Raw genomic sequence first — 11,581 nt, 5'->3', positions numbered from 1 at the left:
GTGCGCAGCTTCGTCGTCACCACGCCGCTGCGCACGCTGAGTTCCTCCGGGCCCAGCGCGAAGCTCATTTTCGACCACCACAGCTGCGACGCCCCGGCCCCGGCCGCCACGACGAGGGCGACGCCGCCTATGACCCACAGAGCCGACACCGCGGGAAACTCCCCCTCGCGCACCCAGTTGTAAAGCGGGACGGTGAAGTTGAACAGCGCGATCGCTGCCACCGCCAGCAGTGTGGCCCAGATGTGCAGGAGCGGCGTGAGCCTGTGGACGCGCCGCTCCATCACAGCCCGCTCATGCGCTCGCGCGCCTTCGCCGCCAGCCGGTCGCGCAGGGCATCGGCCTCGGCGGCCTCGATCCCGGGCAGCTTCGAGATCGAGCTTGTCGACGCCGTGTTCACCGCCAAGCTCTTGAGCCCCAGCGCCCGGCCCACCGGCCCCGTGGTGACGTCGACAAACTGGATCCGCCCGTAGGGGATGATGGTGACGGTGCGCCGCAGCCTGCCCCGTGCCAGGACGAGCTCGTCGTCCGTCTCTTTCCAGCCGAGGGCGCGCACTCGCAGAGGAACGAGCACGAGGCCCCAGAGGACAACGGCCGCGGCGGCGCCGAGTGGCACCAGCCACCACGACCCCCACCTCACGTAGGTCCAGGACAGCGCGCCCAGCACCAGTGCCGCCCACACGACGAGCGTTATGTAGTGGGGAATGACCAGCTTCATCGACACGCCGTTGAGCTCCGTTTCCATGGCCGCCAGCCTACTCAATGGAAGTCCCGCGACCCGCGGTTCAGGTACTCCCCGAGCTCCAGTGGCTCTAGCTTGTCCGCCACCACGTTGACCGCCCCGGTGACGTTTTCCACGATCCCGCGCACGATGAGCGCCTTCGCGGTGCGCGCCAGCACGAGCTGGCGCTTCCACAGCCCCGGCGAGACGACAACGTTGATCAGCCCCGTCTCGTCCTCCATGCCGAAAAACGTCACCCCGGAGGCTGTCCGCGGCCGCTGCCGGTGCGTGACCACCCCGGCGACGCGCACGCGAGTGCCGTCCTCGACCTGCTTGAGGCCCGCGGCGGTGACGAGGCCGTCGGCACGCAGTCGCTCGCGCAACAGCTCCATGGGCTGCTTGTCGTGCGTGACGCCGGTGGCGCCGATGTCGGCGACCATGAGCTCGAAGGCGTTCATGCCCGGCAGCGCCGGCGCCTCAATGGCGCTTAGGCCCGGCAGCATCCCCTCGCGCTCGGTCGCGGCCACCCCCGCCTGCCACAACGCTTGGCGCCGATCCACCCCGAAGCAGTCCAATGCTCCCGCGCGCGCCAGCGCCTCGACGTGCTCGACCGACAGATCCGCGCGGCGCGACAGGTCCGGGATGTCGCGAAACGGCTGCGCGGCCTCGATGCGGTCGGCCGCTTTATCGCCGAGGCCCTTGATCAGGTTCAGCCCGACGCGGATCGTCGCATTATCCACGCAGATCGCCTCGCGGCCGGAGTCGTTGACGCTCACGGGCAGCACCTCGATGCCGTGCCGGCGCGCATCCTGGATCAGCGACTGCGGCGAGTAGAACCCCATCGGCTGGGCGCGCAACAGCCCCACGCAGAATTGCGCCGGGTAGTAGCACTTGAACCACGCCGAGAAAAACACCAGCGAGGCGAACGACTGTGAGTGCGACTCGGGAAACCCGTAGGCGGCGAACGCGACGATTTTGGCCCAGAGCGTCTCCGCCACGTCGTGATCAATGCGGTTAGTGGCCCAGCAGCCGTCGAAGAAGCGCTCCTTGAGCTGCGCCATCTTCTCCGGCGAGCGCTTCGAGCCCATGGCGCGGCGCAGCGCGTCGGCTTCGCGGCCGGAAAACCCCGCGGCATCGACGGCGATCTGCATGAGCTGCTCCTGGAACAGCGGGATGCCCAACGTCTTGCCCAGCGACTTCTCCAGCACGGGGTGGTCGTAGACGATGGCCTCCTTGCCGTCGCGACGCCGCAGGTAGGGGTGCACGGACCCGCCCTGGATGGGGCCGGGACGGATCAGCGCGACCTCGACGACGAGATCGAAGAAGCAGCGCGGTTTCAGCCTCGGCAGCGTGGAGAGCTGCGCGCGCGATTCCACCTGAAACACGCCGACGGCGTCGGCGCGGCACAGCATCTCGTACACGCGTGCATCCGCGACGTCGAGTTCCCACAGGTTGACCTCACGGCCGGCGGTGTCGCGCACCAGGTCGATCATGTGGTGCAGCGCCTCGAGCATGCCCAGGCCCAGCAGGTCGAACTTGACCAGCCCGGCCGAGGCGCAGTCGTCCTTGTCCCACTGCACCACCGAGCGGTTTTCCATCCGCGCCCACTCCACCGGCACGACGTCGGCGATCGGGCGGTCACAGATGACCATGCCGCCGGAGTGGATGCCTAAGTGCCGGGGCTGGCCTTTGAGCTGGCTAGCAAGCTTTTCGACGCCCTCCGGTGGCCGCGAGATCCCCTTCGACCAGGAATCCGCCGCCCCCTGCGCGTACCCCAGGGCGCGGGCGGCATCGCGGATCGCGCCCTTGGTGCGGTAGGTGATCACGTTCGCCACCTGGGCTGCGTTGTCGCGCCCGTAGCGCTCGTAAGCGTACTGGATCACCTCTTCACGACGCCCCGATTCAATATCAATGTCAATATCCGGCGGGCCGTCGCGGTCCGGCGACAGGAAACGCTCAAACAACAGCCCCGCGCTGATCGGCTCGGCGTTGGTGATGCCGAGCGCGAAGCACACCGCCGAGTTCGCCGCCGAGCCGCGCCCTTGGCACAGGATGTTCTCCCGCCGGGCGAAATCCACCAGGTCGTGGACGATGAGGAAGTAACCGGGGAAGTTCAGCTCCTCGATCACGCCGAGCTCGTAGTCGATCTGCGACATCGCCTTGGCCCGGGTCTCGTCCGGGCGCGTCGCGTAGCGCAGCTGAGCGCCCGCGAGCGTGATGTGGCGCAGCCAGCTCATCTCATCAAAGCCCGTGGGCGTGGGGTAGCGCGGCAGCTCGGGGGCAACGAGGTTGAGGGTGAACGCGCACTGCGCGGCAATCGCCAGCGCAGTTGCGATCTTGTCCTGCGCACCCGGCAACATCGCCTCGATCTGTTCGGCGGAGCGCAACCAGTTCGCCCCCATGGGGTGCAGGTGCGCGTGAGCGTCGTTTAAGCAATCCCGCCTGGCCAGCGCGCGTTTCGCCGCGGCCAGGCGGGCGTCATCGCGCGTGGCGGCAGCCGGCATGGCGCTGACGATCGCCGGAACGTGCGGGTAGTCATCCAGTGCGCGGTGGTGGTCGGCGTCCTCCGGGGTCATCGAAACTTCGTACTCGCGCACCACATTGCCCCCGAAGAGTTCGACCAGATGGTCGATATCATCCACCCACTGCCATCCCGCCAGCACGATGCACGTGCCCGCCAGCTCGTGGGCGATGAGCTCCAGCGGCGGGTAAGACACCGCATCCTTTTCCCGGGTGATCATGCGGGCCGCGGCAATGAGATGCGACAGGTGGCGATACCCCTCCGGGCCCTTGGCCAGCACCGGGAGGACACGGTCGCCGAGGGTGAGCTCCGCACCGAAGACGGTGTCGATGCCGGCTTCGGCAGCCGCCTCGGCGAACTTCACCGCCCCGTAGAAACCGTCCCTGTCCAGCAGCGCGAGCGCGGTGATGCCCAGATCGCGGGCGCGGCGTACCATCTCCTCCGGCTCGCTCGCCCCGTCGAGGAAGCTGTAGGAGGACACCGCGTGCAGTTCGGCGAACGGCGCGTGACTGGCTTCAGGGTAGTTGGTGGGGGCGTCGGCAAGCGGGCGGGTGTGGTTGACGGGCACGGGCACGGGGCCGGGGCGGCCGGAGAGAATACGCTCCAGCCGCGACCACGACAGGGCCTCGCCGCCATGAAACCTCATGGGAGTAGATACTAGTGGTGTTAGAACACGTTTTCTACTTCTTTGACTGCTCTGCCAGTCGGTAGCGGGTCGATCTGCCCCCGCCTACGACCTCGACGGCACCTTCATCGTTCATGCTGTCCACGCACTTCTTGGCGGTGCCTCGGGAAACGCCGCACAGCACCATCACATCGCTCGTCGCCATGTCCCCCACCTCGTTGAGCCAAAGCAACGCGACCTCCTCCATCGACGCAGGGTCAGTGCCGAGATACGGCAGCTTGTCAGCCAGCACAGACCTTGAGCTCGCCCCGAGAATCCACGTCCCGCGGCGATGAAGCACAACAAGCGGTTCTCCGTCGACCGTGGTCTGGGAAGCAGCTTCCAGAGCGTTGCGTGCCTGCTCCGTTCCTGCCTGCAACCCGTGAGCCACCACATCTTCCGTCACAAAGGCGCGAGACATGAGGATGTGGAGGATGATCGCGATTCGGTAGTCCCGCTGCCTCGCCACCGGCACAATGCGCGAAACAAGGTCGAGCACCTGCACGACTGGCGGGCCGCCAACCAGTGTAGTTTCCACGAAAGGGCCGGAAACCTCCTCGATGATGGGAGGACGGTGGCCGAGCGTGATCATATTCTGGTACATCCTGTCGACTCCCACCCCTTGCTTATCCACGAGACCCACGGCCCGGTAGAGATCCGCAAGCGCCGGGTAGCGGGCGGAGCGGTTGCTTAACACGTTCTCAGAAGTGATTCCTGAGGGAAAACCGCCCGGACTACGCACGATTAGCGTGTTGTCCAGCTCAATCCAGCTCACGGCGACGGCCTCACTGCGGCTCCAGTCGCGGTGGATCAACGCATTGAGCAGCGCCTCACGCACCGCGTTGTGCGGCACCAGCGGCACCGGATCGTGAACGAATCCTTTCACAATCGTGGTGTTCTTGTTCACCACGCGCAAGGATCTCTCGATGAGATCAAGCTGCTCGAGCACCGAGGTCCCCGGTTCCCCCACGATCCGACTAGTGATGTCGCCGCCGAACACATCAAAGACAGTCAGCTCTATTACCGGGCCTGCTTGCGCCGCAAATAGCAGCGTCCCCGCAACGGTGAGCCGGCTATCGGGGCCAAGCGCGCCAATCTGACGCATCACCTCCTGCGTTGTGAGCTCGTCTGCCTGTGGGAAAGTCCGTCGGACGATATCGATAGCGCCGGGGCGAACGTCTGAGCTCGTCTCTTTAGTCGGTTGCGCCATCTCGTCGAAGGCTTGGTGGTCACGCTGGTACTGCCACCACTCGGAACGATCCACTGGCTTACACGCGTCCCCGACTCGCCACCGCAGCCTAGTGCCCGTATCTTGGACCGGCTCCGGTGCGGGCGCGACGAAGATGACTAGAACACGTTGACCTTCTACACGCTTTTCCACGATGTCCGGGGCTACCCCGACCCCAGAGTAAATCCGCTGCCGGAGCCAATCAATATCCAACTCGGTGCCGATAATCACCCCGGTCTTGTCCTCGACCCCGACGATCAGTGCGCCGCCGCCTGGCGTGTTGGCGTAGCAAGCGACCTCGTCCGCGAGCTTGGTCGCCGCCTGCGGATTCTGTGCCGTACCCGGCTCGATATTTGCACCGATCCTGCGACCGGCTTCTTCCTTGAAGTCGATGGACTGCGATTCTCGCGTCTTGCTTACCCGCCCATCCGAGGCGGATCCCAAGATCGCGTCAACCCCATCTTCCAGTTCCCTTCGGCGCTCTAAAAGGTTAGCAAATCCGGACAGCATGTACCCCACCCCACCTGCATATTATTAGATTAGGTAGGCGCTATTCTAACACGATTTCCGTGATTCGCTGGATTCGTGTCAGATTAGGCCGCTACCGAACAACCACAACGTCGAGCCGGCGCGGCCCATGCACCCCCTCGACGCGCTCCAACTCAATGTCGGAGGTGGCGGACGGCCCGGAAATCATGGTGATCGGGCCGCATGAGCTACCCAACCGCTCCCACGCCTCGGGAAAAAGCTCGACGATGGTGCCGGAAAACACCAGGCAGATGTGGTGGTCGGGGATGAGCGTGAGCTTGCGACACCCCTCGTCGTCACGCCCGGTGAGAAAGATCGTGCCGGTCTCTGCGCACGAGACTGTCGACCCGGTGACCACGCAGGAGGCCTCCAAGGGGTCGCGCACCTCCTCGGCGGGCGGCAGCCACGCGCGATCCACACCGCTCGGCACGACCACGGGCCCGGAGATCAGCTCCGCCAAAACCCCGGGAAGGTCATCGACCCTGTCTGCGAAATACACGGCGGCCTTGTAGTCGGTGAGGCGGTCGACGAACATGTCTCGGGTCTCGTCTGCAGTAAGCGTCGACACGCGGCGGTATGCCCGCGCCACGGCCGGGGCCGGTGGGTTATCCGCCAACGCTGCGTGCAGTCTGGCCAAGATGTCGGATTTGACGCTCATCGGTTCTCCTTAAACCAGTGGCGGAAGGCCTTTTTCGGCGGCGCGGGGATGATGCGCTGCTCGGTCCACCCGCCGAGGAGGCCGGGCAGCCACGAAACCCGAAAACGCGCGAGAGGGAGAATTCGCTCGGCGAGCGCCATGAGTCGCCCGGAGCGCATCGCCACGGACGAGGCCTTCATCACCGCCGTCATCTGTACAGGTTGACCGGTCTTTTCCACGGCCTCGGCGCGCAGGTGGACGAGGATGTCCGGGATGTTGATCTTCACAGGGCAGACGTCGTAGCACGCGCCGCACAGCGTCGAGGCGAACGGCAGCGTCGCGTTGGCCTCGGATTCAATGCCGGTGAGCTGCGGGGACAGGATCGCCCCGATCGGCCCCGGGTAGGTCGAACCGTAGGCGTGGCCGCCGACGTGCTCGAACACCGGGCAGACGTTCAGGCACGCGGAGCAGCGGATGCAGTGCAGGGCGGAGCGCCCCTGCGGATCCGATAGCACCGCGGAGCGGCCGTTATCCAGCAGAACCAGGTGGACGTTGTCCGGCCCGTCACCCTCGTGCACCCCGGTCCACAGTGAGGTGTACGGGTTCATCCGCTCGCCTGTCGAGGAACGCGGCAGCAGCTGCAGGTACACCTCCAAATCGGCGAAGGTCGGCACGAGTTTTTCAATGCCCATCACGGTGATCAGCGTCTCCGGCATGGTTACGCACATGCGCCCGTTGCCCTCGGATTCCACCACCGCCAGGGTGCCCGTTTCCGCCACCCCGAAGTTCGCCCCGGAGATCGCCACCTTCGCGCCCAGGAACTTCTCCCTCAGGTAGGTGCGCGCGGCTTCCGCCAGCTCCGCTGGCTCGTCGGTCAGCGGCCCGTCCATGTGCCCGCGGAAGATGTCGCGGATCTCGCGGCGGTTGCGGTGGATCGCAGGCACGAGGATGTGCGAGGGTTTGTCACCCCCGAGCTGCACGATCAGCTCGGCCAGGTCCGTTTCCACCGCGCGGATCCCCGACGCCTCGAGGTGCTCGTTGAGCCCAATTTCCTGGGTGGCCATGGACTTGACCTTGAGCACTTCGCTTTCCCCGGTTTCCCGCACGAGCTTTTCCACGATCGCGTTCGCCTCGTCCGCGTCCCGCGCCCAGTGCACCACCCCGCCGCGCGCGGTGAACTCGCGCTCGAAGCGCTCCAGCAGCTCCGGCAGCCGCGCCATCACCCCTTCCTTGATCGCCGACCCGGCGTTGCGCAACTCCTCCCAGTCGGGCAGCTCCGCCACGACATCGTTTCGCTTACTACGAATCGAGTGCGTGGCGTGGCGGATGTTTTCCCGCATCTGCACGTTTTCCATCTGTTCCTTCGCCGCGTCCGGGAAGGCCGCGTCTAGGGTGAGGTTTCCGTGCCCGTAGGCGGGCATTCCTAGATTGACCACGGTTGCTCCTTGGTTGCGGCGAGGATTTCGGCGAAGTGCAGCGTGCGCTTGTCGACGCCCCGCTTCAGCATCGCCCCTTGAAGGTGAAACAGGCATGAGGCGTCTCCCCCGGTGCAGATGTCCGCACCTGAGCGCTCGATGTTGGCGATCTTCGCCTCCGCCATCGCCCCGGACACGTCCGGGTTCTTCAGCGAGAAGGTGCCGCCGAAACCGCAGCACTCGGCAGAGTCGGGAAGCTGTGTGAACTCGACGCCCTCGACGCTGCGCACGAGGTCCACCTGCCGGTCGCCCAGGCGCAGCAGCCGTTTGCCGTGGCACGAGGGGTGGTAGGTAACCGAGTGTGGGAAGTACGAACCGAGCTCGGAGGCATCAGTGACTCCGAGGACATCGACGAGGAACTGCGATAACTCGTAGGTGCGCTCGGCGGTATCGACGGCGGCCCTTTCCAGGCCTGGGTCACCGGCCCGGCGCGCAACCAGCGCCTGCTGGTGCCGCGCGGAGGCGACGCACGAAGCGGACGGCGCGACGATGTACTCGGCACTGTCGAAGGCGTTGACGTGGTTGCGCACCACAGGCAGCGCGTCGGCGAAGTAGCCACTGTTGACGTGCATCTGGCCGCAGCAAACCTGGCCAGCGGGAAACGTCACTTCGTGTCCGAGCCGCCGCAGAATTCGGGTGGTTGCAATGGCCGCGGTCGGAACCATCGCGTCCACGATGCACGTCGCGAAAAGCGCAATCTTCATGGGGACTCGCTTCCTTCGGTCACCAGAGAGTCAGTGAGGCAAACTATAACAACAATTCAGTCGCTGGACAGCGAAAAAGGGCCCCGGCGATTCATCGCCGAGGCCCTTACCAGCACCTGAGCTACTGTCGCGGGCCCAGATCCTCCGGCAAAACGTGCTCACCGGTCTTGTCCATGGTCAGCGCCAGGGAGGAAATGTAGCGCGGCGACCCGTCCGGGTGATCCGTTGCAGAGCGGATCACGTCCGGTCGTTCAACCTCCTCACCTGTGACGCAGCAGGTGAAGCGCTCATCGGAAGGGTTAAAGTGAGCGTCGAAAAGCGGGGCGTCGATGCCGTCGTGGGTGCGGCGGCGGTAGTACTTGCCCTTGGTCAACACGGCGATCAGCGGGGTGCACACCACAGCGATCAGTGCCGCGGCGAGCGCAGAGTAGGGCCTGGCCGCCTCACCGAAGGCACCGAAGAACATGGCAACGGAGACGATTGCGGACAATCCGAGTGAACCGAGGCCCACCGGGTTGAAGTTGGCGATCATGCCGCGGCGGTACTCGGGGTACTCGGGCGAGATCTTCAACAGGGACTTGTTGATCGCGATGTCCGCAGCGACCGTGAAGATCCAGGCGATAGCGAGGTTGGAGTAGAAGCCGAGCACGAAGTTGAGCATGCCGAACATGTTGAATTCCATCAACGCCAACGCGATGGCCAAGTTGAAGAACACGAAGAATGTGCGGCCCGGGTACGACTTGGTGATGCGGGTGTAGGAGTTGGTCCAAGCCAGCGATCCGGAGTACGCGTTGGTGACGTTGATCTTGATCTGAGAGACCACCACCAAAAACACCGCGAGCGTCACTGCCAGCCAATCGGGCATCATTTCCTGATAGAGGGCGAAGAACTGGCGCACGGGCTCGGAAGCCTCAGCCGCCGACGCGCCATGGTGGCTCATGACGTAGACGGCGAGGAACACACCGAGGATCTGCTTGGTCGCGCCGAAGAACACCCAACCCGGGCCGGCCATGATCACGGAGGTCCACCACGACCGAGAGTTCTCCGGAGTCTTCGGTGGCATGAAGCGGATGTAGTCGATGTTTTCCGCAATCTGCGCCACCAGGGCGAGGCAGACGCCGGCGGCGAGCATCATTGCGGCGAAGCTCGCTTCACCGGTGCCCTCACCGGTGTAGTTGAGAAACTCGGTGACAGTGCTCGGTTCCTGAACGACGAGGATGATCAGCGGGAGCACGATCATGACCAGCCACAGCGGGTTCGTCCACGTCTGGAGCTTGGACAAAAGCTTCATGCCGTAGATGACCAGCGGGAAGATGATCAACGTGGACACCAGGTAGCCGAGCCACAACGGCACCCCGAGACCCAGCCTCAAGCCCTGCGCCATGATCGCACCTTCGAGGGCGAAGAAGATGAACGTGAAGCTGGCGAAGATGATGTTGGTCACCACGGAGCCGTAGTAGCCAAAGCCGGAGCCACGTGTGATCAGGTCAAGATCCAGGTTGAACTTCGCCGCATAGACCGCGAGCGGGAAGGATGAGACGAAGATCAGTACCGCCGCGATGAGGATGCCGCCTATCGCGTTGGTCGTGCCGTGAGTGATGCCGATGCCTGCGCCGATGGAGAAGTCCGCGAGGTAGGCCATTCCGCCGAGCGCGGAGCCTGCCACGGCTGCCGGGGTCCAGCGCCGGTAGCTCCGCGGCGCGAATCGAAGTGGGAAGTCGTCGTTGAGTTTTGTTACCGGCGCCCCGGTGTCACCCACTTTAGTTGTTGTGCTCACTGCTGTTCTCGCTTTCGGTAAGGGCCCACGACAGTTTTCTAACTGTCGGTCGACAGGCTAGCAATTCACGACACCCGTTTCAATAGGGCTATAGAAACCTTTTCCTGGTCAAGCGCGTCACCCGACGTCTAGCAATCCAGGCAATTTCCCTGTTCACGGCAGTTTTTTAAGGGATAGCCCACATCGCGCGCCACGCGATCGATGTGAACAAGATCACTGCGTGACACGCGGCAGGCCCCTGTTACCGGCCCCGATTCCGCTCGTGCGCCCGGGTATTTCCCCGGCCCTCTAGACCCCGGCCGAGGCCGCGACTCCTCTTCACCGCGATTAAGAAAATAGACTAAGCGGTATGCCGGATGGTAGATTTTCTCCCGATATACTTCGCTTTTCTTAAAGGAGACCCCATGCGACTCAACCGAGTGCTCGCCACCCTGGCCGCCACCGGCATCGCCGCAACCAGCCTGGTTGCCTGCGGCACTGATTCGGCCACCACCGCCGCCCCCGGCACCACAGGGGAAAACGGTGAAACCGTGATCAAGATCGGCACCACGGACGCCGACCAGCAGGCGTGGTCCGTCTTCAGCGACTTAGCCGCGGAGCAGGGCATCACCCTCGACATCGTGCAGTTCTCGGACTACGCACCAGTCAATGAGGCGCTCGCCCAGGGTGAGCTGGACGTGAACAAATTCCAGCACATCATGTACCTCGCCGAGTACAACAAGAACTCCGGCAACGACCTGCGCATCGTCGGCTCCACCGAGATCGTGCCCCTGGCCCTGTTCTGGAAGGACCACGACTCCCTCGACGGCATCGAGGGTGAAGAGGTCGCCATTCCGAACGACCCGTCGAACCAGGGCCGCGCCATCAACGTGCTCGTCCAAGCGGACCTGGTCACGTTGAGCGAGGGTGTAGCAGACCCGCTCGCCCCGACCCCGGCTGACATCGACAAGGCCGCGTCGAAGGTTTCTGTCGTGCCTGTCGACGCCTCCCAGACCCCGGCCGCCTACAACGAGGGGCGCCCGGCGATCATCAACAACACCTGGCTCGACCGCGCTGGCATTGAGCCGGGCCTGGCCGTCTTCGAGGACGACCCGAACTCCCCCGAGGCCGAGCCGTACATCAACGTCTTCGCAGCCCGCAGCGGTGACATTGACAACGAGACGCTGAACAAGCTCGTCGAGATTTGGCACGACCCGAAGGTCACCGAGGCGGTCGCCCAGGACTCCAAGGGCACTTCGGTGCCGGTCAAGCGCGACAAGGCCGAGCTCAACGACATCTTGACCAACCTCGAATCGAACTAAGCCATAACGCACAAGAGGATTTAAGCGC

General features: G+C 64.6%; 9 protein-coding genes. 1 reads left to right on the top strand and 8 read right to left on the bottom strand.

Annotation, left to right across the window (positions count from 1 at the left end; genetic code table 11):
• From HMPREF0298_RS12385 to HMPREF0298_RS02545, 8 genes are all read right to left on the bottom strand, one after another.
• On the bottom strand, window positions 1–221 hold a 221-nt coding region (locus HMPREF0298_RS12385; protein ID WP_425358134.1), incomplete at its 3' end, for a hypothetical protein.
• A gap of 59 nt (window positions 222–280) precedes the next feature.
• Window positions 281–742, bottom strand: a complete 462-nt coding sequence (locus HMPREF0298_RS02575) for a PH domain-containing protein (protein ID WP_006839532.1) — start codon at window positions 740–742, stop codon at window positions 281–283.
• Between the two features lie 14 nt (window positions 743–756).
• On the bottom strand, window positions 757–3,885 hold the full coding sequence (locus HMPREF0298_RS02570) for an error-prone DNA polymerase (RefSeq protein WP_006839531.1): 3,129 nt from the start codon (window positions 3,883–3,885) through the stop codon (window positions 757–759).
• A gap of 34 nt (window positions 3,886–3,919) precedes the next feature.
• Window positions 3,920–5,641: a DUF5635 domain-containing protein gene (locus HMPREF0298_RS02565; protein ID WP_006839530.1), complete on the bottom strand. Its 1,722-nt coding sequence runs from the start codon at window positions 5,639–5,641 to the stop codon at window positions 3,920–3,922.
• A gap of 91 nt (window positions 5,642–5,732) precedes the next feature.
• Window positions 5,733–6,317 (bottom strand): LutC/YkgG family protein, encoded by a 585-nt coding sequence (locus HMPREF0298_RS02560; RefSeq protein WP_006839529.1) that lies wholly within the window; start codon window positions 6,315–6,317, stop codon window positions 5,733–5,735.
• Window positions 6,314–7,717 carry a LutB/LldF family L-lactate oxidation iron-sulfur protein gene (locus HMPREF0298_RS02555; RefSeq protein ID WP_006839528.1) on the bottom strand — a complete coding sequence of 468 codons (1,404 nt, stop codon included), beginning with the start codon at window positions 7,715–7,717 and terminating at the stop codon, window positions 6,314–6,316. Before HMPREF0298_RS02555 ends, HMPREF0298_RS02560 begins: the two co-directional genes overlap by 4 nt.
• A gap of 2 nt (window positions 7,718–7,719) precedes the next feature.
• Window positions 7,720–8,475: a (Fe-S)-binding protein gene (locus HMPREF0298_RS02550; protein WP_006839527.1), complete on the bottom strand. Its 756-nt coding sequence runs from the start codon at window positions 8,473–8,475 to the stop codon at window positions 7,720–7,722.
• Window positions 8,476–8,596: 121 nt separating this feature from the next.
• The gene (locus HMPREF0298_RS02545) at window positions 8,597–10,252 is read right to left on the bottom strand and encodes a purine-cytosine permease family protein (RefSeq protein ID WP_050758254.1); all 1,656 of its coding nucleotides are present in this window, start codon (window positions 10,250–10,252) and stop codon (window positions 8,597–8,599) included.
• Between the two features lie 404 nt (window positions 10,253–10,656).
• On the opposite strand from HMPREF0298_RS02545, the gene HMPREF0298_RS02540 reads away from it, so the two are divergent.
• On the top strand, window positions 10,657–11,553 hold the full coding sequence (locus tag HMPREF0298_RS02540) for a MetQ/NlpA family ABC transporter substrate-binding protein (protein WP_040422194.1): 897 nt from the start codon (window positions 10,657–10,659) through the stop codon (window positions 11,551–11,553).
• The last annotated feature ends 28 nt before the right edge of the window (window positions 11,554–11,581 follow it).

The organism is Corynebacterium lipophiloflavum DSM 44291, assembly GCF_000159635.1.
GTDB classification, from domain to species: Bacteria; Actinomycetota; Actinomycetes; order Mycobacteriales; family Mycobacteriaceae; genus Corynebacterium; species Corynebacterium lipophiloflavum.
The sequence above is the reverse complement of the archived record's forward strand: the minus strand, read 5'-3'. Positions and strand labels throughout refer to the sequence as shown.